Genomic DNA, 26,287 nt, shown 5'->3' on the forward strand with positions numbered 1-26,287 from the left:
CTTAAGTCTATTTTTAGGCAGCATAGCGCAATTTGAAGGAATCTTGATACAATGAAAATGGCAGAAAAGAGAAATTTATCCCATTCCAATCGACACGCTTATGTTAAAGAAAGGCTTCAAGAGGGGCAAAACCGCTTTATCACGCACGAATCTTTTGGGGGGATTTTACTCGGAGTAAGTGTTTTTGCGGCGATGATTATCGCTAATTCGTCTTATAGCGAGGCGTATTTTTCATTGTTTCAGACTGAATTTGGGGGATTTTGGGGCGATAAAATATTAAAAATCAGTTTTAAAGATTTTATTAATGATGTTTTGATGTCGTTTTTCTTTTTGCTTGTTGGGCTTGAAATGAAACGGGAAATGCTCTATGGAGAGCTTGCAGGATTCAAAAAAGTAAGTTTTTCGGTTTTTGCAGCAATAGGCGGGATCATTTGTCCTGTCTTGATTTATTTGTATTTTAATATGGGCACTCCTTATGAGCATGGTTTTGGTGTGGCGATGAGCACAGATACAGCTTTTGCGTTAGGTGTGATTTTGATTTTGGGTGATCGTGTGCCTAAGATTCTGAAAATTTTTCTTACGACTCTTGCAGTGGCTGATGACTTAGGGGCAATTGTCGTGATTGCGGTTTTTTATTCTGAAAATATTCAAATGGAGTGGATTTATGCTTCATTATTTTTTGTGAGCATTTTGATTTATTTGAATTATCGCGATAATAAATATCTCTCTTTGTATTTTTTAGTCGGCGCGTTGTTGTGGGTTTGTGTCCATCATAGTGGGATTCATGTAACTATTGCAGCTGTTATTTTGGCAATGGCAATACCGGGTCGAACGAGAGTGGCGAAAAAATATTTCTTAGGTATGGTGAAAGAATTTGATAAAATCAAGGTTGCAACCAACAATTATTCTGATGTGTTACATACTTTTGAAGAAGAAAAAGCAACTTTTTTTCAATCTTGTATCAGAAATATCAAGAATTTTATGGCTTCTTCGGAAAATATTGAAAAAAAGATTGATATTGCCAAGACATCAGAATTAGTGCATATGCTTGACGCGATTGGTGTATATTCGCACTATGCTAAGAATCCACTTATTCATTTGACAATTGTCTTGCAACCATTGTGTTCGTATTTCTTTGTCCCTTTGTTTGCATTTGCTAATGCAGGTGTGCATATTGGTGAGAATCTTGATTTAAGCCTTAATAGCGTTGTGCTTGGAACAGTGCTTGGGCTGGTTGTGGGCAAACCGATTGGAATCTTGCTTTTCTCATTTATTGGTGAAAAGTTAAAACTCTCTACACGCCCTAAAGGTTTGAATTATTCGCATGTTTTTTCTGTCGGCGTTATTTCAGGGATTGGCTTTACAATGTCAATGTTTGTAGCAAATCTTGCTTATGAAAATGATATAATGAGCATTGATTTATCAAAAATTGCCATTCTCATTGCTTCAAGCATTGCAGTAGTATTGGGGATTTTAGCCATGTATTTTAGCACGATGAAAACGACTAACGAAGTGGCTAGTGTATCCGAAGATGAAGAGATACAAAAACTTAAAGAATCTGCTACTGATGCGATTTGATGTGATAAAAATTTAAGGAGATGTAATGGGCGAGAAAAAACCTTATTCTAAAAGGATTTCACAAACTTTAAATGATTTTATTAAGGCAGAAAGTTTTAGTGGTATTTTTTTGTTTTTTTGCGCTGTGTGTGCGATGATCGTTGCAAATTCCCCCTTGTCTGAATTGTATAAAACCTTTTGGGAAAAACCTTTTGGTTTTAGTTTTGATGGCACATTTTATGGATTCACATTGCATGATTGGATCAATGATGTTTTAATGGCACTTTTCTTTCTCATGGTAGGGCTTGAGATCAAACGCGAAGTGCTTTTTGGTGATTTGTCAGGATTCCAAAAAGCAGCCTTTCCAGTGATTGGCGCATTGGGTGGAATGATCGCCCCGGGCGTGATTTATTATGTGCTTAATATGGGCACACCTTCTTATCATGGTTTTGGGATTCCAATGGCGACTGATATTGCATTTGCTTTAGGTGTGATTTTGTTGCTTGGCAAACGCGTCCCTTTAGCTTTAAAGGTTTTTCTTGTAACTCTCGCGGTGGCTGATGACTTAGGGGCAATTGTCGTAATTGCGGTTTTCTATCCTTCTGCGGAGGGATTGCATGTGGATTATTTGATCGCCGCAGGGGTGATTGTCGCCCTTTTAGCTTTTATCAATCGTTTGGGTGTGCGTCATTTGGGTGTTTATCTGATTATAGGAGTCTTTTTGTGGTTTTGTGTGCATCATGGTGGAGTACATGCCACGATTGCAGCAGTGCTTTTGGCATTTTGTATCCCTGTCAAGCCAAAGATTGAGACGAGTGAATTTATCCCGCTTGTAAATCGTATGGTAGAAGTGTTTGCAAATAAGGACAAAGAGCGTAAAAATATCTTGCTTGATACCGAGCAGGTGAATGCGATTGATTCTATCGGGCAAGATTTCATCAAAGTGCAAAATCCTCTTTTGCGACTTGAACACGCATTGCAACCTCTGTGCGCGTTTCTTATTATGCCTTTGTTTGCGTTTGCTAATGCAGGTGTGGATATACGCGGAGAGATTAATTTCCATATTGATCATATTATGTTAGGTATTATACTAGGACTTGTGGTTGGTAAGCCTATTGGAATCTTGGGTTTGACATTTTTGTGCGAAAAATTTCGTATCGCTTCAAGACCTGCAGGTGTTTCGTGGAGTCATATTTTGGGTGCAGGAATGCTCGCTGGGATTGGCTTTACAATGTCAATGTTTGTTTCCAACCTTGCTTTTGACGAAGCACAAGCTATGGATGTTTCTAAAATAGCAATTTTACTTTCATCAAGTATTGCAGGGATTCTAGGTTCGGTTTATTTGATCATTTATGACAAAATCAAAACGCATTCAAAAGCCAAATCTTAACTATTCTAAGTTAGAATCTCAATTCAATTTTAACACAAAGGACTAACATGCAAGGAACAGGAATGCAAGAAACACTTATGTCGTTGCTCCCTATCGTATTTTTTATCGCTATTTTTTATTTATTGCTCATTCGTCCAGCGAATGTGAAACGCAAAAAGCATCAAGAAATGATTAATGCTTTGCAAAAAGGCGATAAAATCATCACAACGGGCGGATTGATTTGCGAGATTGTAAAGCCTGAAGAAAACTTTTTTAGCGTGCGTTTAAATGATGATACGGTGGTAAAATTATCAAAAGAATTTATTGCCTACAAAGTTAATGCTGACTTGACACCTGCTTCATAAAATGGTAAAACAATCCACACAGCCTTCTTCAGGCTTTAATTACAAACTTTTTTCGTTAATTTGTGCCGCGCTTTTTGGGATTATTTTTTCCTTTCCCTCTTTTTTTGACACTAAGGGTTATAAGATTTCTCTAGGGTTAGATTTACAGGGAGGGCTAAATCTTCTTTTGGGTGTGAAAACCGAAGAGGCAGTAAAGGCGAAATTTTCATCATTAGCTTCTCAAATCGTTTTTGACACAAAGAGCGATAAGATTCTGATTGATAATCTCAAAGCTTTTGATGATCGTATCAGTTTTGAACTCTTGGATACTGAAGAAAAACCAAAGATGCAAAAGATTCTCGATAAAATTGAAGGCTTATATATTGAAGAAAGAGAAGGATTCTATACGATTAGTTTCACACAGACATATATTGAGATGATTGAGCGGAGTGCGATTGAACAAGCCATCGGAACAATACGCAATCGTTTGGATCAATTTGGGCTGCTTGAGCCAAGCGTTACACAACAAGGCAAAGATAATATTCTTGTGCAACTTCCGGGTATCAAGACGCTTGAAGAGGAGCAAAGAGCAAGGGATTTAATCGCAAAACCCGCTCATCTGCAAATGATGGCAGTCGATGAAGAGCGTAATGCTCGTGTGAGCATTATGAGTGATATTGAGGCGCAAAAATACGGCGATGTGATTTTACCTTTCGTAAATGCTTCAAATCTTGCTAATCTTGAATCTTTGCTTATTTCTCACCAAAGGCAACTTGAGCAGCTTATGAAATCTCAAGATTCTGATTCTGCCCAGAAGCAAGTAGAGGTAGAAGCAGAGATTGAAGAGATTAAATCCCAAATAGAGCAAGAAAAAACTAAGCCCAACCAAACCATTTTGCTTAAAGCAATCCCCATTTTAGATGGTTCGATGCTGGTTGATGCACGGGCAGCCTTTGATCAAAATAATCAACCTATTGTAAGCTTTAGTCTTGATTCAAAAGGGGCGAAGATTTTTGGAGATTTTTCGGGCGCAAATGTGGGTAAAAGAATGGCAATTGTGCTCGATGGTAAAGTATTTTCTGCACCTGTAATTAGAGAAAGGATTGGTGGAGGAAGCGGACAAATCAGTGGAGGATTCAGTGTGGCTGAAGCAAGTGATTTAGCCATTGCTTTAAAGAGTGGGGCATTACCTGCACCAATGGAAGTGCTTGAAAAACGCAGCGTTGGTCCAAGTTTAGGCGAGGATAGCATCAAAGCTTCTTTGTTGGCTCTGATAAGCGGTTTTGCGTTGGTTGTTATTTTTATGATTGTTTATTATGCTTTTGCGGGTGTGATTGCTGTTGTCGCGCTTTTTGTAAATATTTTGTTGATTGTTGCAGTAATGGCATTTTTGGGAGCATCACTCACTTTGCCGGGTATGGCGGGCATCGTCCTCACGGTGGGTATGGCAGTTGATGCAAATATTATTATCAATGAGAGAATCAGAGAGGCATTGCGCGGAGGATTCTCTATTTCTAAATCAATAGAAATGGGCTATGCTAATGCCTCAAGAGCAATATTTGATTCGAATCTTACGACATTGCTTGCAGCGATTCTTCTTTATGCTTTTGGGAGTGGTGCGATTAAAGGTTTTGCAATCACAATGGGTATTGGTATCACCGCTTCGATTCTGACAGCTATTGTCGGCACACATGGCATTTATCAAGCATTGCTTAATCGCATCAATAAAAGTGGGAATGTGTCTTTGTGGTTTGGTGTTAAGCTTGATAAGCAGGTTCAAGGGGTATCCAATGGAAATCTTTAAAAAAGTCAAAATTTATGATTTTGTGAAATACAGCCAATATGGTTTAATCCTTTCTCTGTTGCTTATTATTGCATCTTTTGCACTTTTGGGCGTGAAGGGATTTAATCTCGGGATTGATTTTGCAGGCGGCACAATCGTGCAGCTTCAATATGAAAAAGAAGCTCCATTAGCACAGATTCGGACATTGCTTGCTCAAGATGAGCGTTTGAAAAACTCTCAAGTTAGTGAATTTGGTGCAAAAGAAGAAGTGTTAATCAGAATCCCCTATATCCAAACCGCTGTGAATGAGGATTTATCGCAGTATATTATGGATTTACTTTCTCCCAGCGGACAATTTGAGCTTAGGCGAATGGATACCGTTGGTCCAAAAGTCGGTGATGAACTCAAACAAAATGGTATCATTGCGCTTACTTTTGCCCTTATTGCAATGATGCTTTATGTTTCTTTTCGTTATGAGTGGAGATTCTCTTTAGCGGGCGTTTTAGCATTGGTGCATGATGTGATTATCACATCGGGTGCTGTGATTCTAGCGGGGATTGATTTTAATCTCGATGTATTGGCTGCATTGCTTACAATCATAGGATATTCTATCAATGATACGATTATTATCTTTGATAGAATCCGCGAGCAGATGATGCGCAAACGGCAAGATGATATGAAGTATGTAATCAATGAGGCTGTTTCTTGCACACTTTCAAGGACGATACTCACTTCATTGACGGTGTTTTTTGTTGTGCTGACTTTGTATCTTTTTGGCGGAGAGATTATTGTCGGCTTTTCTTTGCCAATGCTTGTAGGGGTGATTGTAGCAACTTGTAGCTCAATGTTTGTCGCGCCTCGTTTGGCTTTGATGTTTGGCTTTGACATAAAGAAATATTATCAAAAAGAAGTTGAGAAGCTCAAAAAGAAAGAAGAGAAAAAGCGTTTGCGTGCGATGTATGAGCAAGGACGTTTATAAGGAGTAAAAATGGATTGGGGTAAAGTATTTTTCGTCTTTTTTAGTATTATGAGTTTGACTTTCACACTAGGATTCTTGTATGAAAGCAATATTGTGATTTTATTTATTGCCACAGCAATTAATTTTATCGCAACGACTATTCGTGTAGGCGTGAAAAATACACTTTCTGCAGAAATGTTTGCAAGCTCTCTTGTGGCGGATTTTCACTTGATACCTGCTTTTGTGTTTTTGCAAGTTTTTGGAGATATTGAAATTGCTACCGCGCTTGTTATTGGTGCAGTGGTGGCAAATCTATTTTCTGTCATCTTGATGTGCATTGAAGGAGCAAAAAGCAAAGAAAGTGGATATTGATAGGTATAGATAATACAATGCTAAAATGCGGAATTTTTATTGTCTGCGTGTTGCTATGTGGCTGCACGACTTATCGGGTTCAAGTCCCATCTGTAAGCTCTTATCAAGAAGGTGTGCAAATTATAGATTCGGCAAAGCCTCATTCAAAGGTGCGCTTAGAAATTGCTCAAGAAAAGCTTGGCGGGGCAAATAGCATACCCTTTGCATTTTTTGTCTCCGCACAGAATCTTTCCGCACAACCCGTGCATTTTGATCAAACCTGCGTGGAAGCTTCGCAAGAGGGCAAGCCTTTACATATTTTAAGTAGCAATGAGGTGAAAGAGAGCTATTTGGATTATGGCTTCATTGTTGAATCTTATCATCTTTATGTCCCCCCGAGACCTATTGTCGCTGAAAATGTTTTTGTCCCTTTTGTGTATCGTGGCTATGGGGCGGGAGCATTTTTTGGTGATTATTGGGCTATTTCAGCGCGTGGAAGTCTGCAACAACAGATTCAGCTAGAAGATGATCGTATGAAAAAGGCTATTATTGTCTCAAGCTATTTGCAAAAAAATACACTCCAATCTTCCCAATCCCCACGTGGAGGATTCTTGCTCATCAAGCCTTCTCTGATCAAACCCGGAGATTTAGAGATTAATGTGCGTGTAGGACAGGACATTCATCATTTTATAATAAAGATTCTTAGTAAGTAACCCTAGATTTTTATTCTTCTTAAGCAAGTGATTGCCTCAAATCATTAGTGTGCTTTTAATATTGCTCATTGTAATAGATTCTAAATATTCCTATTAATTGATGCTTTTTATCCATTGAAATATCAGAATCTGCGCCCCTTGAATCGTTTTTTTTTTTTGTAGAATGGCTCATCAAGTTGAGATTTGCTCGTGCTATTGTCTTTTAGTCGCTGTTTTGCGATAAGAGAAATGTGTTTAAAATCTCTCTTTTATTTTACTTTAAAGAAGAATGAGTGATGTCGCCTATTGCATTCCAAACCAAAGCGCGTAACCTTATCGCATTACAAGATGTATTGAAAAGTGCAAAAATCTTGCCTTTAATGCGCACTTCCCTTGATGAGTTGAAAGCCAATGAAGTAGGAGTTTTAAAGAAAATCAAGAGCTTTTTTAGTCAAGAAAATGCGTGTGAGAAACTTATCGTTCGTAGCTCCTCGTGTAATGAAGACAGCAAGCTTCACTCAAATGCCGGCGCATTTTTAAGCATTGCAAATGTATCGTTAGAATCTGATGAGGCGATTTTAGAGGCGTTACAAGCCGTTGGGCATTCTATGCCTTGCAGTGATGATGAGATTCTAATCCAACCTATGCTTGAGAATATTAGCTTGTGTGGCGTGGCATTTAGCGTGGATAAGGATAATTTCGCACCTTATTTTTGTGTGCAATATGATGTGAGTGGGCAAAGCCATTTAGTAACAGACGGGAGTAATAAGCAAAATTTTACTTTCACTCATTTTCGTGAGGCTGATTTGCCTAAAGATGAGCGATTTAAGGCTATTATCGTGATGATGAAAGAGCTAGAATCGCTTTTTTCTTGCTATCATCTTGATGTGGAGTTTGCCTTTGGCACTTATGCTAATCAAGAGATGTTGTTTTGTCTGCAAGTGCGTCCTTTGGTGATGTGTAATAAAAGTAATTTTTTTCATACAATTGATAAAAAAGCCTTAGTGCGTTTGCATAAGAGGCTTTCTACTTTTTGTTATGCTAGTCCTGATGTGTTAGGAGATAGGGCGATTTTTGGTGTGATGCCTGATTGGAATCCTGCCGAAATCATCGGGCTTCGCCCTAAAAGACTAGCTCTTAGCTTATATAAAGAGATTATCACGGATAATATTTGGGCGTATCAAAGAGATAATTATGGCTATCGCAATTTACGCTCTCACCCGCTTATGCACTCTTTTTTGGGTATGCCCTACATTGATGTGCGGCTTTCTTTTAATTCATTTATTCCTAAAGATTTAGATGAAAAAATCGCAAGAAAGTTGATGAATTATTATCTTGATTCTTTACTTAATCGTCCAGAATTGCACGACAAGATTGAATTTGGCATTGTGTTTTCTTGCTATGACTTCAATATTGCTAAAAAGCTTAAAAAACTTCTTAATGAGGGCTTTAGTGAAAATGAGACTAAACGAATCGAATTTGCCTTGCTGAATCTTACTAATACCATTATCAATCCCTCTTCGGGTTTGTATGTCAAGGATTTAGCAAAGATTGAGAATCTAAAAAGCGTCTATGAAAGGCTTAAAGATTCTCATCTTTCTTTGATTGATAAGATTTATTGGTTGATTGAGAATTGTAAAAGATATGGCACACTGCCTTTTGCGGGTATCGCTAGGGCGGGATTTGTCGCAATGCAGATGCTTAATTCACTTGTTGAAATTGGTTTTTTGAGTGAGAAAGAAAAGCATTCTTTTTTACATTCTCTCAAAACCGTGAGCAAGGAATTAAGCTCTTTTACAAAAAGATTGAATGAGGAGAACAAAGAGGAGTTTTTGAGAGAGTTTGGGCATTTGCGTGCAGGGACTTATAATATCCTCTCGCCTCGTTATGATGAAGCCTTTGAATCTTATTTTGGTCATTTGCATTTTGCGCCAGATTCTGTCATAGAGAGTGAATTTTCTTTAGATGATGCAAGAATGCAAGAGCTCAATGAGCTTTTAAGTGAAAATGGCTTAAAGATTGATGCAAAAGGATTCTTTGCATTCTTAAAAGCTGCTATTGAGGGACGAGAATCTGCTAAATTTGCTTTTACAAAACTACTCTCTTATGTGATTTCATTGATTGGTGAATTGGGTGTGCATTATGGCATTGATAAAGAAGATATGGCGCATTTGGATATTAAAAATATCCTTACACTTTATTCTTCTTTATATTCCAAAAGCCCTAAAGATAGGCTTTTGGGTGAGATTGCCTTGCACAAAGAGGAGCATAATCTCACTTTAGCTTTGAAGCTCCCTCCTTTATTGCGTAATCCTGATGAAGTGTTTAGTTTCTTTGAATTTCATATTTCCCCAAATTTTATCACGCAAAAAAGCGTTATGGCTGATATTGCATTAGAAAATGAGCAAGAAGTAGAGGGGAAAATCGTGCTGATTTATGCCGCAGATCCGGGCTATGATTATTTATTTGCGCAAAAAATCGCAGGATTGATTACCTGCTATGGCGGTGCAAATTCTCATATGGCAATTCGCGCAAGTGAGCTTGGATTGCCTGCAGTGATTGGTGTGGGGGAGAGAGCTTTTGAAAAATATTCAAAAGCGCATAAGATTCTGATTGAATGTCAAAGTGAGCAAATCGTATGTCTCTAAAATGGATTGGCATCACACAAAGACTGCTTGAAAATACGAGTTATTATGAAATACGCGAAGCTTTAAGTGTGGAATGGGGGGAATTATTCAGAGAATCTCTAGGGGCATTTTTGCCATTACCATTAAGCTATGAAATTGCATTTGAGAGATACGCACCGCATTTAAGTGGCGTAATTTTAAGCGGTGGGAATGACTTAAACGCACTTAATCCTAATGCCCTGTCTTTAATGCGTGATGAATATGAAAGTAAGATTATTACGCATTGTTTGCGATATAGTTTGCCTCTGCTTGGAATCTGTCGCGGGGCGCAGATGATTGCGCATTATTTTGATTCAAAGTTAGAGCCTTTGGACGGACACATTGAGCCACATAATGTCGTGGATTCAAAAGGACAATCTTTGCGAGTTAATTCCTTCCACCGCTACGGAATCACGCGATTAGGGGAAGCATTAGAATCTTTAAGCAAGGCGGGAGATTGCAGTATAGAGTCATTTCGTCATCGCACAAGCCCTATTTTTGGCGTGATGTGGCATATTGAACGCACTCCAAAGATGACAAGTGATGAGGCAATCACCTGTTGGATAAGATTATTACAAAGTTATTCAAAGTAAGGAATTTTATGAAACAATCCAAAACTACAAGGATTTATAAAAGAGCAGGTGTCAAATATGCTCTTGCTCATCAAATCAAAAAAATCAAGCCCAAGATAAGACGCAATCATAATTATCAATCTTTAATGATGTTTGTTTCTCTTATCAAAGCCGGTTATAACCCGACTTTTTATTTTATGCTTAAAAAATATCATATTTTATTAGAGAGTAAGGCAAGTGTAGAATTTATCACACAAAACTATGATATTATTAAAGCGTGGCTCAAATCTCAAAGTTTTCACGAAGCATACGCTAATCACCCTTATCCTCCATTGCTTGACCCTAAGACATTGGATTATACACGCATTAGCCCACAAGTAGCATGGGATTTGAATCTGCCATTACCTCCTTATTATAAATTTCTTCTTTTTGGCAGTCATGCGACAGGAAATAGGGGATTCCAAACCTTTTTATGGTATTGCAAAGGGTTGGATTATACACTCATCAAATATTCTAATCAATGGGATTCTTGGGCAAAACAAGCTTATCTTTGCTATTTCTTGGAGATTATGAGAAACTATGCTTATATTTCTGCTCCCCCCCCCCGCAATACTTTGGGTATTTATTAGCGAGAGAATATATGTATAGCGATAAAAATCTTGAAAAACTTTTTGCTTTGATTCCACAAACTAAAGCCTTGAATATCGTGCGAGATCCTATCGGCTCACTTAAGAATCTTGTCAATTATCCTTGCAGAAGAGATGCAGACAAAACTCAAGTGTTGGATTTTTCGTGTAATCCTGATGAGATTTGTGAGAATCTTATCGGATATGTAGCATGCGATGAACAAACAGGTTTATCAAAAAAATATGAAGATTTTCCCTCTTATCCGCAACTTAACGCGATAAGACCTCGTTTGTTTAATGAGTGGGAGAAAGCATGCACATATCATGACACGGAGTTAAGAGAATGTTTGGTGAATCTCAAAGATAATTCTATCACTTGCATTGATATGTCTGAAATTGTCGGTGAAAAAGCCTTTGAAACGATGAATACGCTTGCCAAAGAGTTTGACTTCCCTCCGCCTAATCCACAAGACAAAGAGCGATTTGAAGCTTATATTTCTGCCTATGAAGGGCTTTTACCGCTCACATTTTCGCTCTGCACTTGTGGGCTAGATATGAAAATTTATTGCACAGATAAGGTGTGGAGCACTGATACAAGAATCTATATTGATCAAGGTATGACATGTTCTCGTGAAAATTTTCACACAGAGGCTTTTGAAAAATATCAAGACATCACACAATTTCTTTATGGGCAAGAGAGCTTTTATGAGCGCATTATTCTTTGTATGGACAAGAAAGATTTTGAGATTTTTAAGAATCACCAACAAGCGTGTGATGAGGCGAGGGCATATTTTTCGCGTTTTATCCCGCGTTTAGAGCAGCAAAAAGAAATCGAAGCACAAAAAAGAAAAACAATCACTGAAAGGGATATTTTGTCATATCTCAAAGCGCACAAGGACTTATGCGTAAAAGCAAAAGATGTTTTTGATGAGCATTTGAAATTTTTGCGTTTCGTGCGTCCGGATATTATAGAATCTTGGAGCTATTATCAAGAGTTTTTATCAATTTGTAAGGAGCAAGAATGCACATAATGAAGCGACATATCATCTCGCAGAGAGATTTTAGAGAATCTGCAATTTTATCTTTAGGAGGTTTGAAATGAAACAAGGTGATTTTACGCAAGTGGCGAAACATTATCATAATCGCCCCGCTTATAGTCCGATGCTGTTGTCAAAATTGATTGCTTGTATCAATGATACGCAAAAGCCATTGGAAAATCTACAAATCGTAGAAGTCGGCGCAGGCACAGGGAAGCTCACCAAAATGTTAAGCGAGTTTGGAATGCAAGTGATTGCCGTAGAGCCAAATGACAATATGCGCGAGGAGGGCATTGCCTACACCAAAGGCACAAATATCAAATGGCAAAAAGGCAGCGGAGAGGAAACAGGTGTGCAAAGTGGAATCGCGGATTGGGTGATTATGGCAAGCTCATTCCATTGGACTGACCCTGCAAAATCTTTGCCAGAATTTGCGAGAATCTTAAAAGATTCTAAGGCTTCAGAATCCCGCGGGGGGGGGGGGGCATATTTCACTTGTTTGTGGAATCCACGCCATATTGTAGAAGGCTCAATCTTTTATGAAATTGAAGAAGAGATTAAACATATTGTTCCAGAGCTTGCTCGAGTGAGCAGCGGGACACAAAATGTAAAAAAATGGGAAGAGATTCTGCTCTCCACGGGTGATTTTAAGGATTATTTTTTTATGGAATGTGATTATGTTGAGGTAATGGACAAAGCGCGTTATCTTGGAGCGTGGCATTCTGTCAATGATATTCAAGCTCAAGCGGGAGAGCAGAGGTGGAAGGAGATTCTAGTAATGATTGAATCTAAAATCAAAGGATTAGACATCATAGAAATCCCCTATAAGATTCGGGCTTGGAGTGTGAGGAAAGCATGATGTGATTCCTTATCGCTCTAGCCTTAAGAGTGATAAGGAACACAACAATGGAAAAAATCGTAGAACAAGTTTGGGATTATACAAAACATGCAAAGTATTACAGCTATCGCCCTAATTACGCACCAAAAAGTATTGATATGCTCATAGCTTTAGCCTCTGACAAGGGTGCGAAGTCCATAAAAGTAGCCGATATTGGCGCAGGCACAGGGAATCTAAGCATTATGCTTTTGGAGCGTGGGTGTGAAGTCGTGAGTGTCGAGCCAAATGACGCAATGCGTGAGATTGGATTAGAGCGCACTAAAGGGCAAAAGATAGAGTGGGTGAGGGCTACAGGTGTGGATTCTACTTTGAAGAGTGGGAGTTTTGATTGGGTAACTTTTGGGAGTAGCTTTAATGTCATGGATAGGGTAGAAGCCCTCAAAGAAGCGCACCGACTGCTTAAGCAGAATTGTTATTTTTCTTGTATGTGGAATCATCGGGATTTGAAAGATAAGATTCAAGAAGCGGCGGAAAATGTGATTATGGAAATCGTGCCAAACTACACACGAGGTGTAAGAAGAGAAGACCAAAGACCGATTATCGAAGAGCATAAAGAGCTGTTTGATAATATCCTTTATCTTGAAGAGGATTTTTATTTTCACCAAAGTTTAGAGAATTATCTCAATGCGTGGAAAAGCGTCAAGAATCCTTATTGGGATTTGGAAACCAAAGAGGGGCAAGAGATTTTTGCCAACATCACAGCCAAAATGCAAGAAGCTTTGCCCAAAGAATTTGACATCAAATACACGACAAGGTGCTGGAGCGCAAGGAAAGTTGGCTAATGGGTAATAAATAGTTTGCGTGGCAAATTAACACTAAGGAGTAAGCGTTGAGCAAAACATTTCAGATTCTTAAACAGCAAGGTATTAAAAGTGCCTTAGGATATGTTGTGGATAAAAAGGCGCATAAAGGTGGAATTTATCGCAGAGTGCAAAACTATATGATGTTTGTTTCCCTTGCTTCTCCTCGCCGAGGAGAAATGTATGATTTTTTGAAAAAATATCATATTGCTACTACAGATTCTGATTTTCTCACATATTTTATCAATGAATACGACAAGATAAAAGAATGGGTTGGCTCATCAAGTTTTCACGAAACATACGCTAATCACCCTTATCCTCCATTGCTTGACCCTAAGACATTAGATTATACACGCATTAGCCCACAAGTAGCATGGGAGCTTAATATCCCATTGCCACCCTATTATAAATTTATGTATTTTGGTAGCCATGCAAGCGGCAATCGAGGACTTAATCATTGTGTCTTAACTTGCGGAGGAATGGACTATGTGCGAGCTCCGACAAATGTGAAAACCATTTATCAAGAATATTGGAATCAGATTCTTACTCATTGCACTTTTGCTCCTTGCTATTTTGGATATGTGAGTGTGAGAGAATACCTTGATAACGAAGAGGGCAAAAAGCTTTATGCGCTTATCCCCAGCACGAAAGCTCTAAATCTTGTCCGCGATCCTATCAGTGTCATCAAAAGCGGGATAAATTATCGAAGAAAGCGGCTCAAAGAGGCGCAAGAAGAGAATCTCAATCTTATGCTTGAACCTGATTTTATTTGTGAGAATCTAGTCGGCTATAATGGGTTTGATGTGTCTGTGCAGCAATCGACTTTTGGCAATGAAGATGCACCTTGTCTCGATGTCGTGCAAGGTATGCTTCAATATATTTTTACAGATTTTCACGATACAGCATTAAGAAAAAGTCTCATAAATCTCAAAGATGATTCTATCACTTGCATTGATATGTCTGAAATTGTCGGTGAAAAAGCCTTTGAGACAATGAATGCTTTGGCTAATACATTTGACTTCCCCCCCCCCAGTGCTTCAGATAAAGAGAAGTTGGCAATGAGTGTATCCCATTATGAAGGTTTTTTACCGCTTGTTTTTAAGATACAAACCCCAAGCGGAATGATTAAGTTGCATTTGATGGATAATGTCTATTGCATTGATAAGAGGATTTATGCGCGAGTGCCTGTCGATGAAGTCTATCTTGACCAGCATCAAAATGCTTTAGGAAATTTTTTGGACATCACATCATTTATTTTTCAGCAAGAAAGTTTTTTAGGACGCATTATTCTTTGTGTGGAAAAAGAAGACTTTGAGATTCTTAAAAATCACACAACACTTTGCGCTGAAATACGAGAGTATTTTTTAAGGTTTATCCCACGCTTGGAGCAACAAAGAAAATTAGAAGTTTCTAAGCAAGTCAAAGAATCTGACATCTTAGCATACTTTACGCAGCACACACAAATAGCCTTAAAGGCAAAAGCAGTTTTTGATAAACACCTAAGCTTTTTGCGCTCCGTGCGTCCGGATATTATAGAATCGTGGCAATATTATCAAGCGTTTTTAAAGATATGCGAAGAAATGAGTGATGAGAATAAAAAAGAACAAACCCACACAAAGGAGTAATGATGCAAGATAACACAACACAACAAGGAGCAGTCGTCTGGATTTGTGCCTTAGCCGGAGCGGGAAAGACGACTATTGCCAAAGAAGTATGCACTCAATTAAGACAAAAACACCCCAATGTCATATTGCTTGATGGCGATGAGATAAGAGAAATCTTTGGGCAAGGAGGATTCAGCAAAGAGGAGCGTTTGAAAGTCGCACGATTGATAGCACGATTGTGTGTTTTTCTTTCAAAGAATGGATTAATCGTAGTATGTGCGACTATTTCGTTATTTGATGAGATTTATGCTTTTAATCGTTCGCATATTGCGCGTTATTTTGAGGTATTCGTGGAGTGTTCTATGGAGGAATTACTAAGACGAGATAAAAAATCTTTGTATTCTCGTGCGATGAAAGGGGAGATAGAGAATGTCGTAGGAGTGGATTTGTCTTATGATACGCCTAAAGCGCATTATGTGCTGGAAAATAATGTCGCGGATAAGTTAGATTCGAAAGTAGAGAAACTTTGTGAGGCGATAGAGGAATTTTTAGCATCATAAAGCATTGAAAGCTAAGGAGATTTGACAAAGGAGGATAAATGAAAGCATTGATTTTAGCTGCGGGATTTGGCTCAAGGCTGATGCCATTAACTAAAGAGAATCCAAAATGTATGGTGGAATATCGCGGAAAGAAAATTATTGATTATGAGATTAGTGCGCTAAGAGAAGCGGGGATTGATGAAATTGCAGTAGTTGGCGGGTATTTGTTTGAGGTCTTGAAAGGCTATGTGCAATCGCAATTTGGCATCAAAAAAATTTATCAAAATCTTCAATATGATAAAACCAATATGGTGCAAACGCTTTTTTGCGCGCGAGAATTTTTAGAATCTTGCGTGAGGGAAAAGCAGGATTTGGTGATTTCGTATGCGGATATTGTGTATAGCGCGGATATTGCGCGGGCATTAGCGCAATCACAAGGAGATTTAAATATCGTTGTGGATAAGGACTGGCGCACATTGTGGGAAAAGAGATTTGAAAATCCTCTTGATGATGCGGAGACATTGAAGCTTGAATCTGGAAAAATCAAAGAGCTTGGCAAAAAACCTATGAGTTATGAGGAAATAGAGGGGCAGTATATCGGGCTTTTTAAGTTTTCATATGAGTTTTTGCCACAAGTTTTGGCATTTTATGATGATTTGGATAGGGGTGCAATGTATGATAGCAAAGATTTTGCAAATATGTATATGACAAGCTTTTTGCAAGGCTTGATTGATAAGTTTGATAATGCTAAAGCGGTGGAGATTAAAGGAGGTTGGTGTGAGATTGACTTTAAAAGTGATTTGGAGATTTGAGAAGTGAAGTCATTGAAAATTTCTATCATTATTCCAAATTTTAATAATGAAAAATATATTGCTAGATGTTTGGAAAGCTGTATAGCACAAAGTTATAAAAATATAGAGTTTATTGTCGTAGATGATAAATCAACTGATAAAAGTAGAGAAGTTATAGAATCTTTTGCAAAGCTTGATGATAGGATTCACCCTTTATATAATGAAAGCAATATGGGGACTTTTGCCTCTAGGAATAATGGCGTCATTTATGCCAATAGAAGCGGGGGGGGGGGGTATACTTCTATTTTTAGATAGTGATGATACCCTAGAAGTGAATGCTTGCGAAGAGGTCGCAAAGGCATTTGCGAGTGATGATATTGACTTGTGTATTTTTAAATTTAAATTTCTAACAGAAGGGATTGAAACTTTAAGGGATAGCTTCTTTGATAAGAGCAAGACTTGTAGTATTGATGAATTTGAGAGATTTTTGCTTTATGAGAAGTGGCACAATGAAGATCTTTTTTCACTATGTAACAAGGCGTGGAAAAAGGAGGTTTATCTTCGTAACTTTGAAGAGAATCTAAAGCATATCCAAATAATAATTATGTAAGCTTAAAGCGAACATTGATTGTGCGGTGTCGCGTTGTTTTAAGTATAAATATGATACAAATATGCGATAAACACACAAGGTGGAACAATGAAAAACTTACTCTATCAATGCGCTATGATTGCGGTTAAATCCGGGAAGGTAGCCTTGCAATATTATGGTTTGGAGGATTTTAAACTTAAAAGTGATTCTTCGCCTATCACTCAAGCGGATTTAGAATCTAACGCACTGCTTATGCGAGAATTGCAAGCACATTCGCCCTATCAAGTCTGCTCTGAAGAGGCGGTTTTGGATTATGAAAAACGCAAAGATTTAGAATATTATTGGCTGATTGACCCGCTTGATGGCACGAAAGATTTTTTAGCGCAAAATGGCGGTTGGACAATCAACATCGCTTTAATTCATAAAAAGCGTCCGATTCTTGGTGTCGTTTATGCGCCTGTGTTTCATCAGCTTTTTATCGCTCTAAAAGGCTTTGGGAGTTTTACTTATGAGCAAGAATCACTTAAGGTTGCGTTGGAATCTGACAATCTCACTTTGATGTGGCTAGAAGAAAATAAATGCAAACTTACAGGAGAGAGAATCATTGAGGATTCTGAAATCATTGCTTGTGATTCGATGTTTCATAGCACAAAAGAGACGCAAGAGTTTATGCAAAAATATCAGCTTAAGGTGCAAAAATACGGCTCTTCACTCAAAGTGTGCGCACTTGCAGAGGGTAGGGCTGATATTTATCCGCGTTTTAATGGCACGAGTGAATGGGATATAGCTGCGTGTGAAATCGTGCTAGAAGAGGCAGGTGGAGTGATTCTTGATTGTCTCACTAAAAAACCTTTGGAATACAATAAACCAAGTGTAAGAAATCATCATTTTGTCGCTTTTGCTAAAAGTCAAGTGGGGAAAGCCATTTATCGCGATGTCCTAGATTCTGTTTATAAATCTTAAAGACTAAAAGTCTCACAGCAAAATCCTTTGCAAAGCTACAATGATTAAGAATTTAGGGGTATGATTAAAGCTTTAAAATATAGAGTAAGTTTGTTTATCAGGGTGGAATATTATGAGGATTAAGTTTGATTTGTGGGCAAAGGTGCGATTAGGTATCATCGGGATCATCAGTGTGTGCGTAATAAGTGGCTGTGATAGACGGAATCAAGAAAACGACACACAAGCATTAGATTCTCAAATCCCTACAAAAATCCCTTTGGTATTAGAAGAGAATGATACTTTAGAAACTCTTATGGATAAGATATTTATTCATAATATGTATGACCCTCCTAAAGAAATATTGATTACCTCTAAAGAAATATTTATCGAAACGATGTTGCCTGCAGATGATAGTAAGGCAGATTCTCAAAGTATTCCTTATTTGGATACGCAAATCTCTTCTCTTCCTGTCGTGGAAGAAAAACGACATGAGATTGCTCAAATTTATGAGGCAGCCTATCGAGAAAACAAAACCCGCACGATACAGATTGCGACTTTAGAATCTGTCTTGCGACTGAAAAAAGAATGGGAAATTTTGACTAATTCTTCAAAAGAATATCAAGGTATCGTTGCGCTAGAAAATCTCCGCATACAAATTGAACTAGCCTTAGCCGCATTATTTTTGGGTTATCAAGGGGGTGATACGCAAAATGTTGAAGCTTTGCTCACTCAACAATATCAAGCTGCTAAAGGCACAGGAGAGCTTAGTGCTATTATAGAATCCCAGATTCAACATCGCCTTATTGCGTTGTTTGGATTAAATCAGCTTGAAAAAAATGCCAATCAGCCACCCAATCAAGCCCAACAAGATGTCAAAAAAGTTTTTCGTGCAGCTGTTGAGAAAGACTTAGAATCCTATAAAGACTTTTTACCTAAAAAACATTATGAAGTTTATAGTAGAGTATTAGCATTGCTTTTAGAAGCTAGTTTATCTAATGAAGCACCTATGGATAGGGTATTATCCAAACTTTTTGAGTATCCTAGTGTTACTGAAATGTCTGCAGATAACGAAAGCAATATGTATGAGCGTTTTGAGCGTTTAAGACAAGCTTATGATCTTTCCAAAGACAAGGCACTTGTAACTTCACAAAATGAGGCGCGACAAATCATTGAGATTAGTCATAATCCGCTTAAAAATGTCTTTGAAACGCAATCAATGGGTTATTATTGTTATGGTTTGGATTATTTGAGTTTGGCATTTGTGGATTATGAGCTGATTGATTCTGTGCGTGATGCGTTGGCTTATTTGCAAAAAGATTTTAAATATTATCAGATTGTCGAGCATCGTTTTGATGCGCCTTCTTTTAAGAACTATATTACTTCAATGCTTTTATCTGCCTACGCGCTTTTGAATGTGCAAAAATATCAAGATCAATTCGATGATATTGTGCGTTTAGTCAAATCAGAGCTTACTCAATATCGTGATGCGATTGATTCTAATGAATTTGAGCTTTATCAAGATGCGGTTGCTGTGCTTGAGAATCCAGATAGTAGAAAGTTTAACACTATTGAATTGGTTGAAAAAGAACCCATAGAGGAAGAAGGCTATACCAAAGTGCTTTTGGCTTTGTCTCCACAAGAATATCAACAGATTCAAGATATTAATGGTCGCTTACAAAGAGATCGTGATAATGCTGCTTCGCTAGAGCAAGAATGTTTGCTCCCTGAAGATATTGATTTTATGTTGTCTTTGGCTTATCAAGCTTTCAAGTCGCAGGGTTATGCAGGTGTCCCTTCTGAAATGTTTAATATTCGTCTTGATGAGGTGTTTGATATTCGTTCTTTGGATTTTCAAGAAAGGCGCATAGATATTCATGACCAAAGGTGGCTAGGTCAGCATTTAGTTGATTTTGATCGTTTTATTGTGCTAGGAATCGCAGATAGGGATTGTTATACAAATTTTGAAATGATGCAAAGAATGTTTCAAACACTGCAATCGAAGCAAAAAATATGCGGAGCAAATGTGATTTTTGATAAGCAAAATGCTTTGGTGTTAAGTGATCTTAGCCCTACAAAATCTCTTGAAATAATGTCAGATGGTAGGGTGTATTTTCGTTTAAACAGAAATGAGTTTCTTTTCAATCGGTTGTTGTTTCAAAATGATGAAAAAAGTCTTAAGGCATTGATTCAAGCCCATGATAAAAGTAAAACTATAGGCTATTTGATTCACTTTTTCCCTTCTATGTCGGCATATTTACAGCAACGCTCTTCGGTGCAAGAAGCCCAAGCGTTGATTTCCCGAGAAGGGAATATTCATTGTTATTAATGTTGTTTAAGTATTTAAGCTTACGAGTTTTTCTTCTTTAGTTCTTTTTTGAATTCTTTGCGTTTCTTTGCTGCCTCAAAGCGACGGATTTCATCTTCAGTAGTAGGCTCTAAAGGTGGGATTTTGACTTTTTTACCTGTGGGATCAATGGCAACCATTGTAAAATAACAACTATTGCAATGTGTAACAAAACGATTTTTAATATCTTCGCTGATTACTTTGATGCCTACTTCGCAACTTGTGCTACCGACATAATTTATTCTGGCGAGAAAAATGACTAATGAGCCAATAGGAATAGGGTGTTTAAAAACAACATCATCAACACCAATAGTAACAACCCCACAGCCACAATATCGAGTAGCACACGCGTATGCAACTTGATCAAGGAGTCTCATTAATTCTCCCCCATGCATCACTCCGCTAAAATTTGCCATACTAGGTGCTGCAAGCACACTCATTGTTAAAGATTTAGGATCGAATATATCTTCCATAACAAAGTCTCCTTGAGTATAAGTTAAATTTTAATTAACTTTTAGTGAAGTTAGTAGAGTTAATTATGCTATCACAAGAGTAAATAAATATAAAAAATGTCGTATTTAGGGATTATTTGTCTCTAAAAGTAACCTATTTTGCGAGCGAAATCAAAAAATATTAAGAAAATATGCACAAAATACTCAAAAATGGATTAAAATTTTTTTGTCATAGTCGATATGTATCTTAACCAAACGCAAGGATGCGTAAGGAAAACTTTAAAAGGAGTTAATCATGGCTTTCCAAGTCAATACAAACATTAACGCGCTTAATGCGCATGCTCAATCTACTTTTACTCAATATGCTCTTAAGAATTCAATGGAGAAATTGAGTTCAGGTCTTAGAATCAACAAGGCAGCAGACGATGCGTCAGGTATGACCATTGCTGACAGCTTGAGATCACAAGCAAGTGCTTTGGGACAAGCGATCCGAAACACAAATGATGGTATGGGGATTATCCAAATTGCGGATAAAGCGATGGACGAACAAATCAAGATTCTTGATACTATCAAAACAAAAGCTGTGCAAGCTGCTCAAGATGGACAAAGCACACAATCTCGTTCAATGATTCAAATGGACATTAAACGTTTGATTGAAGGTTTGGACAACATTGGTAACACTACTACTTACAATGGTATGGCTTTGCTTTCTGGTGCTTTTACAAATAAAGAGTTCCAAGTAGGTGCGTATTCTAACCAAGCTATTAAAGCATCAATTGGTTCAACTACATCTGATAAGATCGGACAAATCCGAATTGAAACAGGTGCGCTTATTACAAGCTCTGGTGAAGTTACTATGACATTTAAAAATGTTGATGGTGTTAATGATGTAACTTTAGAATCTGTGAAGATTTCATCTTCTGCAGGAACAGGTATCGGTGTTTTAGCTGAAGTAATTAACAAAAACTCTGACAAAACAGGTATCCGTGCTCAAGCAAATACCATTACAACTTCAGACACATTCATTGTCTCTGGTAGTTTGAAAGGTGTGATGATTAATGGTATTTCTATCGGTGATGTGATTGGGATTAAGAAAAACGATAGCGATGGTCGTTTGGTGCAAGCATTCAACGCTGCGACAATGCATACAGGTGTAGAAGCTTATACAGATAATCTTGGTCGATTGAATCTACGAAGCACAGACGGACGCGGTATTGATTTGAGTGCAGAAGGTGCTGTGGGCAACGATGAAGCTGCTCTTACTACACTTAATGGTGGGCAAGATATTACAGCTGGTTCTACAAACTATGGACGTCTTTCACTTGTTCGAACTGATGCGAGAGATGTTGTGGTTTCAGGGATTAATATCTCTGCGACAGGTTATGACGATGATTTGAAAGTCGCTCAAACAACAACTAACCTAAGAGATGTAACAGGTGTGTTTAATGCTGATGTAAAATCTGCTTCAGGTGCAAACTACAATGCAGTAATCGCTAGCGGTGGTGCAGACTTAGGAGCTGGTGTTACAAGCCTTAGAGGTGCGATGGTTACAATGGATATTGCAGAATCTGCGATTAAAATGCTTGATAAGATTAGAGCTGACCTCGGTTCTGTTCAAGGACAAATGGTGAGCACAGTCAACAACATCACTATTACTCAAGTGAATGTTAAAGCAGCTGAATCTGGTATCCGTGAAGTGGATTTTGCAGCTGAAAGTTCAGAATTCAGCAAGCTTAATATCCTTGCTCAATCTGGAAGCTATGCGCTTTCTCAAGCAAATGCAATCCAACAAAATATTTTAAGATTGCTTAACTAAAAGCCTCTTGAGACACTCCTTTTCCTCCTCTCTTTGGGGGAGGAGGTTCTCTTCTTCCTTTATTCTTTTTATCTTCTTTATTTTTATTGTAATTGACAACAATACGTTATAATTTTATTCTATTAATCCTCGCATATTAGATTTAGGTGTGTAAATGATAGAGCTTGATATATCTGTGGTGATGTTTTTAATTGCGGCAGCTTTCGTGGCGGGTTTTATTGATTCTATTGCAGGAGGTGGAGGTATGATTACCATACCTGCCTTACTTGCTGTGGGGATTCCACCCTTGCAGGCACTTGGCACAAATAAATTGCAAAGTTGTTTTGGGAGCTTTTCGGCAAGTTTTCATTTTTATCAAAAGGGACATTTAAAGATCAAAGAGAATCTACCCTTTATTGCTGTCGTATTTGTATTTGCTATGATTGGGACATTGAGTGTGCAAGTCTTTTCGGCAGACTTTTTGAGTAAGTGCATACCTTTTTTGCTTATTATTTTCGCTTTTTATTTTTTATTTTCTCCTAAAATCACAGAAGATTCTTCTCATCGCTTGATAGGAGTTATTCCCTTAGCATTGGTGTTAGGAGGGATTGGCTTTTATGATGGATTTTTTGGTCCGGGGACAGGTTCATTTTTAATGTTAGCCATGATTGTTTTAGGTGGATTTGGTCTTACCCAATCTTTGGCTCAAGCAAAGATGTTTAATTTCACGACAAATATCGCTTCTACTTTGATATTTGCTTTAAGCGGAGAGATTCTTTATAGCGTTGGTTTATTAATGGCTCTAGGGCAGTTTGTCGGAGCAAATATTGGCTCAAGAATCGCTATAGGTTATGGTGTAAAGATTATCAAGCCTTTGGTGGTTTGTGTATCTTTGGCAGCGTGTGTAAATTTACTTTATAAACAATATTTTTAAAAGTTTCATATTTAATTCACTTTATCGTTATACACTTCCCTTGTCAATTGAGACAAAAAATTATTCTTACAAAGGAGATAAAATGAAGAATATAAGAAAAATATTATTGACAAGTGTAATGGGAGTTTGTCTATGTGGCTGGCTCAATGCAGCAGATTTTAGCAAGCACACAGAAGATGAACTAATCAAGCTTTCAGGTAGCGTTAAAGTAGCAGATTATCCGGATTATAAGATTGAAATCATCAAACGCGCTAAACAAATGAAAGAAAAAGATGCACAAAGTTTTAAAGAAAAGCTCAAGGCGCAATATGAAAAAGCCACTGAAAATATGAAAGTAAAAGAATTACGAGCTTATGAGCAATCAGCGCGTGAAGCAATGAAAAAGAAAATTGATACAATGACCGTTAAGGAGCTCAAAGAATCGGGATTGGATAAATTTAAAAATAGAAATAAAAAATGTCCATTTTCTAAAGATCCCAAGAAAGATTCTAAAAAAGATCCTAAGACAAAATAATCTCAAGGTGGGGGATTCCTCACCTTTTAAGTTTTACATATCTGATAGAATCTTTGTGGGATTAATGAGATTTTTCAGATTCTGTGATTTTTAGAATCTGAAAAGTTTCATCATACGACCGATTGAAGGAAGCGAAAAATGGCAACAAAAATTTTATTATTAGAAGATGATTTTGTGCTTTCTGAAATTTTAATGGAATTTTTGCAAGAGCGAGATTATCAAGTAACCCTTTGTGAAGATGCAAATACAGCGTTAGAGACTGCTTATGAACATAGTTTTGATTTGTGGATTCTTGATGTGAAAGTGCCTCAAGGCAATGGCTTTTCTTTGCTTAAAGAGTTAAGAGAATGTGGAAAAAATACACCCGCAATTTTTATCACTTCGCTTGATAGCATTGAGGATTTGCAGAATGGCTACAAGGCGGGGTGTGATGATTATATCAAGAAACCTTTTGAATTATTAGAGCTGCAATATCGCATTGAGACATTATTAAAACGCTCTTTTGCTCACAAAGATGATGATTTTGTCGCATTGCCTAATGGTTTTCGTTTTGGGATTCTTCGGCAGTTGCTTTATGATGCTCAAGGAGAAGTGGTTACACTCACTCAAAAAGAGACGCTTTTGCTTGCATTGCTTCTACAAAACAAAAATACTTATGTCTCCCAAGAAACGATTTTTGCAACATTATGGGAATATGAACAAGAGCCAAGCGAAATGAGTTTGCGCGCTTATGTCAAGAATCTACGCAAAATATTGGGTAAAGATTGTATCCTCAATCAACGCGGGAGAGGGTATTGCTATGTCGGATAATTCCAAAAAGGCGATTATCAAGATTCTTTGTCTTTATTTGGGGACGACAAGCGTTTTTTTGTGTGTTTTTTTTGGATTTTTTTATGTCAGAGAAAAGCAACATCTTTTTGTCCAGCAAGTAAGCAATGCACGCGAAGTGAGCATCGAAGCTTATGAGATTTTGCATACTTATAAAGATGATATTCCTCTAGCTTTGAGACACATTAGTGATGAAATCACCCAACCTTTGAGAATCTACGATAAGCAAGGCAAGATTATTTTTGATAATATCGGTATTGAACTCACACCAAAAGAAGTTTCACAGGGTTTTGCCAAAAGAGATAATAAGGTGATTATTGAACCTTCGATGCACGAGAGATTGCCTAGAGTTTCCCCAGAGCCTAGAGTTTCAAATGATAAAAATGTGCAAGATAAAGATTCTAAAGAAAATAAAGAATCCAAAGATTCAAAAGAAGTCAAAGAAACTAAGACAAAAAACAAATACCCGCTTTCCAAGACGCGTGAGAATCTGCGTTATAAGGTTTTTATCCAAACTGATGCTTTGGATTCTCAAATTTTATTTTTACAATTTAAAATCTTTGTTTATTTGATTCTATCTATTACCCTAGCAGGCGTGGTGGCGTATTTTTTGGTGCGTTTTTCACTCAAACCCTTGCAAGAAAAAATCGATTCTCTGAATGCTTTTATTAAAGATTCTACGCATGAAATCAATACGCCTTTGAGTATTATTTTAATGAGTATCGAGACTTTTGGCACACAGAATCTCAATGCTTCACAATTACAAAAAATCAGACGCATCAAGCTCGCATCAAAGAGTTTGAGCCATCTTTACAAAGATCTTGTTGTGTATAACTTCCCCCATGTCATTGATGATAATCCGCAGCTTATCGCACTTGATGTGCTGCTTTCAGAGCGTTTGGAGTATTTTGCTGCATTTTTTGAGCAAAAATCCCTCCATTTACGCGCAAGTATTGAATCAAGCACGATTGTAGCAAGTCGCGAGAAAATCACTTGTGTGGTGGATAATCTTTTAAATAATGCAATCAAATATAATAAAAAAGGTGGAGAAGTGATTGTGAATCTTGAGCAAGGGCAGTTAAGTATTGCCGATACGGGTTGTGGCATAGCCCAAGAACATTTGGATAAGATTTTTGATCGCTATCATCGTTACAATGATTTTCAAGGCGGTTTTGGTATCGGTTTGACTTTGGTAAAGCGCATTTGTGAGCAATATCACATTGAGATTGATGTGCAAAGCACGATTGATGTGGGAAGTCGATTTTGTTTGCAATGGTCGTAGCATTTTATCAGATTTAGCAC

At 37.6% G+C, this 26,287-nt stretch carries 26 protein-coding genes; 25 read left to right on the forward strand and 1 reads right to left on the reverse strand.

All coding sequences use genetic code 11. The annotated features are described in order from the left end of the window. The first annotated feature begins 51 nt into the window (after nt 1–51). The 20 genes from nhaA (LS68_RS07175) (at nt 52) to LS68_RS07270 (ending at nt 20,444) form a co-directional block, all read left to right on the forward strand. On the forward strand, nt 52–1,578 hold the full coding sequence (nhaA, locus tag LS68_RS07175) for a Na+/H+ antiporter NhaA (protein WP_347232425.1): 1,527 nt from the start codon (nt 52–54) through the stop codon (nt 1,576–1,578). A gap of 25 nt (nt 1,579–1,603) precedes the next feature. After that, nucleotides 1,604–2,947 carry a sodium/proton antiporter NhaA gene (gene nhaA, locus LS68_RS07180; protein WP_138091285.1) on the forward strand — a complete coding sequence of 448 codons (1,344 nt, stop codon included), beginning with the start codon at nt 1,604–1,606 and terminating at the stop codon, nt 2,945–2,947. 47 nt (nt 2,948–2,994) lie between these two features. Then, nucleotides 2,995–3,291 carry a preprotein translocase subunit YajC gene (gene yajC, locus LS68_RS07185; protein ID WP_034370724.1) on the forward strand — a complete coding sequence of 99 codons (297 nt, stop codon included), beginning with the start codon at nt 2,995–2,997 and terminating at the stop codon, nt 3,289–3,291. 1 nt (nt 3,292) lies between these two features. After that, nucleotides 3,293–5,074 carry a protein translocase subunit SecD gene (gene secD, locus LS68_RS07190; RefSeq protein ID WP_138091286.1) on the forward strand — a complete coding sequence of 594 codons (1,782 nt, stop codon included), beginning with the start codon at nt 3,293–3,295 and terminating at the stop codon, nt 5,072–5,074. Further along, nucleotides 5,061–6,032: a protein translocase subunit SecF gene (secF, locus tag LS68_RS07195; protein WP_034371466.1), complete on the forward strand. Its 972-nt coding sequence runs from the start codon at nt 5,061–5,063 to the stop codon at nt 6,030–6,032. Before secD ends, secF begins: the two co-directional genes overlap by 14 nt. A gap of 9 nt (nt 6,033–6,041) precedes the next feature. Continuing rightward, on the forward strand, nt 6,042–6,383 hold the full coding sequence (locus LS68_RS07200) for a DUF6394 family protein (protein WP_034371469.1): 342 nt from the start codon (nt 6,042–6,044) through the stop codon (nt 6,381–6,383). After that, nucleotides 6,380–7,075 (forward strand): hypothetical protein, encoded by a 696-nt coding sequence (locus LS68_RS07205; protein ID WP_158621832.1) that lies wholly within the window; start codon nt 6,380–6,382, stop codon nt 7,073–7,075. The genes LS68_RS07200 and LS68_RS07205 overlap by 4 nt, the downstream gene beginning before the upstream one ends. 275 nt (nt 7,076–7,350) lie before the next feature. Further along, the gene (locus LS68_RS07210) at nt 7,351–9,702 is read left to right on the forward strand and encodes a PEP-utilizing enzyme (RefSeq protein ID WP_034370068.1); all 2,352 of its coding nucleotides are present in this window, start codon (nt 7,351–7,353) and stop codon (nt 9,700–9,702) included. Beyond that, complete coding sequence (locus LS68_RS07215; RefSeq protein WP_034370066.1) at nt 9,693–10,313, forward strand: gamma-glutamyl-CDP-amidate hydrolase; 621 nt, start codon at nt 9,693–9,695, stop codon at nt 10,311–10,313. The genes LS68_RS07210 and LS68_RS07215 overlap by 10 nt, the downstream gene beginning before the upstream one ends. 8 nt (nt 10,314–10,321) lie before the next feature. Then, nucleotides 10,322–10,921, forward strand: coding sequence for a hypothetical protein (locus tag LS68_RS07220; protein WP_138091288.1), 600 nt, complete (start codon nt 10,322–10,324; stop codon nt 10,919–10,921). Between the two features lie 11 nt (nt 10,922–10,932). Further along, entirely contained in the window at nt 10,933–11,949 is a 1,017-nt protein-coding gene (locus tag LS68_RS07225) for a DUF2972 domain-containing protein (protein WP_052100263.1), read from the forward strand. A gap of 67 nt (nt 11,950–12,016) precedes the next feature. Continuing rightward, on the forward strand, nt 12,017–12,814 hold the full coding sequence (locus tag LS68_RS07230; protein WP_138091292.1) for a class I SAM-dependent methyltransferase: 798 nt from the start codon (nt 12,017–12,019) through the stop codon (nt 12,812–12,814). 47 nt (nt 12,815–12,861) lie between these two features. Then, nucleotides 12,862–13,635: a class I SAM-dependent methyltransferase gene (locus LS68_RS07235; protein ID WP_034371498.1), complete on the forward strand. Its 774-nt coding sequence runs from the start codon at nt 12,862–12,864 to the stop codon at nt 13,633–13,635. A gap of 47 nt (nt 13,636–13,682) precedes the next feature. Continuing rightward, entirely contained in the window at nt 13,683–15,278 is a 1,596-nt protein-coding gene (locus LS68_RS07240; RefSeq protein WP_138091294.1) for a DUF2972 domain-containing protein, read from the forward strand. 2 nt (nt 15,279–15,280) lie between these two features. Further along, complete coding sequence (locus LS68_RS07245; RefSeq protein WP_034371349.1) at nt 15,281–15,817, forward strand: adenylyl-sulfate kinase; 537 nt, start codon at nt 15,281–15,283, stop codon at nt 15,815–15,817. Nucleotides 15,818–15,855: 38 nt separating this feature from the next. Further along, on the forward strand, nt 15,856–16,608 hold the full coding sequence (locus tag LS68_RS07250) for a phosphocholine cytidylyltransferase family protein (RefSeq protein ID WP_034371352.1): 753 nt from the start codon (nt 15,856–15,858) through the stop codon (nt 16,606–16,608). 3 nt (nt 16,609–16,611) lie between these two features. Beyond that, a complete protein-coding gene (locus tag LS68_RS07255; RefSeq protein ID WP_138091296.1) occupies nt 16,612–16,902 on the forward strand; it encodes a glycosyltransferase family A protein in 291 nt (96 codons plus the stop codon). After that, the gene (locus LS68_RS07260) at nt 16,856–17,197 is read left to right on the forward strand and encodes a hypothetical protein (protein ID WP_138091298.1); all 342 of its coding nucleotides are present in this window, start codon (nt 16,856–16,858) and stop codon (nt 17,195–17,197) included. Before LS68_RS07255 ends, LS68_RS07260 begins: the two co-directional genes overlap by 47 nt. Nucleotides 17,198–17,284: 87 nt before the next feature. Further along, nucleotides 17,285–18,139, forward strand: coding sequence for a 3'(2'),5'-bisphosphate nucleotidase CysQ (locus LS68_RS07265; protein WP_138091300.1), 855 nt, complete (start codon nt 17,285–17,287; stop codon nt 18,137–18,139). A 112-nt stretch (nt 18,140–18,251) separates the two neighbouring features. Continuing rightward, entirely contained in the window at nt 18,252–20,444 is a 2,193-nt protein-coding gene (locus tag LS68_RS07270) for a hypothetical protein (RefSeq protein WP_138091302.1), read from the forward strand. A 20-nt stretch (nt 20,445–20,464) separates the two neighbouring features. On the opposite strand, the gene LS68_RS07275 is transcribed toward LS68_RS07270, so the two are convergent. Next, nucleotides 20,465–20,935, reverse strand: a complete 471-nt coding sequence (locus LS68_RS07275; RefSeq protein WP_034372053.1) for an acyl-CoA thioesterase — start codon at nt 20,933–20,935, stop codon at nt 20,465–20,467. Nucleotides 20,936–21,209: 274 nt separating this feature from the next. Here LS68_RS07275 and LS68_RS07280 point away from each other — a divergent pair, with 274 nt between their 5' ends. The 5 genes from LS68_RS07280 to LS68_RS07300 all read left to right on the forward strand — a co-directional run bounded on the left by LS68_RS07280 (nt 21,210) and on the right by LS68_RS07300 (nt 26,267). Then, nucleotides 21,210–22,730 carry a flagellin A gene (locus tag LS68_RS07280; RefSeq protein WP_138091304.1) on the forward strand — a complete coding sequence of 507 codons (1,521 nt, stop codon included), beginning with the start codon at nt 21,210–21,212 and terminating at the stop codon, nt 22,728–22,730. A 154-nt stretch (nt 22,731–22,884) separates the two neighbouring features. Beyond that, complete coding sequence (locus LS68_RS07285; protein WP_138091306.1) at nt 22,885–23,643, forward strand: TSUP family transporter; 759 nt, start codon at nt 22,885–22,887, stop codon at nt 23,641–23,643. A gap of 82 nt (nt 23,644–23,725) precedes the next feature. Continuing rightward, nucleotides 23,726–24,157: a DUF1104 domain-containing protein gene (locus LS68_RS07290; protein WP_052100391.1), complete on the forward strand. Its 432-nt coding sequence runs from the start codon at nt 23,726–23,728 to the stop codon at nt 24,155–24,157. Between the two features lie 138 nt (nt 24,158–24,295). Continuing rightward, on the forward strand, nt 24,296–24,967 hold the full coding sequence (locus LS68_RS07295) for a response regulator transcription factor (RefSeq protein ID WP_034371755.1): 672 nt from the start codon (nt 24,296–24,298) through the stop codon (nt 24,965–24,967). Next, the gene (locus tag LS68_RS07300) at nt 24,888–26,267 is read left to right on the forward strand and encodes a HAMP domain-containing sensor histidine kinase (RefSeq protein ID WP_241993704.1); all 1,380 of its coding nucleotides are present in this window, start codon (nt 24,888–24,890) and stop codon (nt 26,265–26,267) included. Before LS68_RS07295 ends, LS68_RS07300 begins: the two co-directional genes overlap by 80 nt. Nucleotides 26,268–26,287 lie beyond the last annotated feature (20 nt).

Origin of the sequence: Helicobacter sp. MIT 05-5293, assembly GCF_000765665.2 — a bacterium.
Classification (GTDB): Bacteria; Campylobacterota; Campylobacteria; order Campylobacterales; family Helicobacteraceae; genus Helicobacter_C.

What these genes read in the sequence shown, in the direction of transcription:
- yajC (WP_034370724.1), top strand. Translation starts at nt 2,995, where the DNA reads ATGCAAGGAACAGGAATGCAAGAAACACTTATGTCGTTGCTCCCTATC.
- LS68_RS07220 (WP_138091288.1), top strand. Translation starts at nt 10,322, where the DNA reads ATGAAACAATCCAAAACTACAAGGATTTATAAAAGAGCAGGTGTCAAA.
- secF (WP_034371466.1), top strand. Translation starts at nt 5,061, where the DNA reads ATGGAAATCTTTAAAAAAGTCAAAATTTATGATTTTGTGAAATACAGC.
- LS68_RS07265 (WP_138091300.1), top strand. Translation starts at nt 17,285, where the DNA reads ATGAAAAACTTACTCTATCAATGCGCTATGATTGCGGTTAAATCCGGG.
- LS68_RS07225 (WP_052100263.1), top strand. Translation starts at nt 10,933, where the DNA reads ATGTATAGCGATAAAAATCTTGAAAAACTTTTTGCTTTGATTCCACAA.
- nhaA (WP_347232425.1), top strand. Translation starts at nt 52, where the DNA reads ATGAAAATGGCAGAAAAGAGAAATTTATCCCATTCCAATCGACACGCT.
- LS68_RS07275 (WP_034372053.1), bottom strand. Translation starts at nt 20,935, where the DNA reads ATGGAAGATATATTCGATCCTAAATCTTTAACAATGAGTGTGCTTGCA.
- LS68_RS07210 (WP_034370068.1), top strand. Translation starts at nt 7,351, where the DNA reads ATGTCGCCTATTGCATTCCAAACCAAAGCGCGTAACCTTATCGCATTA.
- LS68_RS07250 (WP_034371352.1), top strand. Translation starts at nt 15,856, where the DNA reads ATGAAAGCATTGATTTTAGCTGCGGGATTTGGCTCAAGGCTGATGCCA.
- LS68_RS07295 (WP_034371755.1), top strand. Translation starts at nt 24,296, where the DNA reads ATGGCAACAAAAATTTTATTATTAGAAGATGATTTTGTGCTTTCTGAA.
- LS68_RS07235 (WP_034371498.1), top strand. Translation starts at nt 12,862, where the DNA reads ATGGAAAAAATCGTAGAACAAGTTTGGGATTATACAAAACATGCAAAG.
- LS68_RS07230 (WP_138091292.1), top strand. Translation starts at nt 12,017, where the DNA reads ATGAAACAAGGTGATTTTACGCAAGTGGCGAAACATTATCATAATCGC.
- LS68_RS07285 (WP_138091306.1), top strand. Translation starts at nt 22,885, where the DNA reads ATGATAGAGCTTGATATATCTGTGGTGATGTTTTTAATTGCGGCAGCT.
- secD (WP_138091286.1), top strand. Translation starts at nt 3,293, where the DNA reads ATGGTAAAACAATCCACACAGCCTTCTTCAGGCTTTAATTACAAACTT.
- LS68_RS07260 (WP_138091298.1), top strand. Translation starts at nt 16,856, where the DNA reads ATGCCAATAGAAGCGGGGGGGGGGGGTATACTTCTATTTTTAGATAGT.
- LS68_RS07280 (WP_138091304.1), top strand. Translation starts at nt 21,210, where the DNA reads ATGGCTTTCCAAGTCAATACAAACATTAACGCGCTTAATGCGCATGCT.
- LS68_RS07245 (WP_034371349.1), top strand. Translation starts at nt 15,281, where the DNA reads ATGCAAGATAACACAACACAACAAGGAGCAGTCGTCTGGATTTGTGCC.
- LS68_RS07300 (WP_241993704.1), top strand. Translation starts at nt 24,888, where the DNA reads ATGTCAAGAATCTACGCAAAATATTGGGTAAAGATTGTATCCTCAATC.
- LS68_RS07200 (WP_034371469.1), top strand. Translation starts at nt 6,042, where the DNA reads ATGGATTGGGGTAAAGTATTTTTCGTCTTTTTTAGTATTATGAGTTTG.
- LS68_RS07270 (WP_138091302.1), top strand. Translation starts at nt 18,252, where the DNA reads ATGAGGATTAAGTTTGATTTGTGGGCAAAGGTGCGATTAGGTATCATC.
- nhaA (WP_138091285.1), top strand. Translation starts at nt 1,604, where the DNA reads ATGGGCGAGAAAAAACCTTATTCTAAAAGGATTTCACAAACTTTAAAT.
- LS68_RS07215 (WP_034370066.1), top strand. Translation starts at nt 9,693, where the DNA reads ATGTCTCTAAAATGGATTGGCATCACACAAAGACTGCTTGAAAATACG.
- LS68_RS07290 (WP_052100391.1), top strand. Translation starts at nt 23,726, where the DNA reads ATGAAGAATATAAGAAAAATATTATTGACAAGTGTAATGGGAGTTTGT.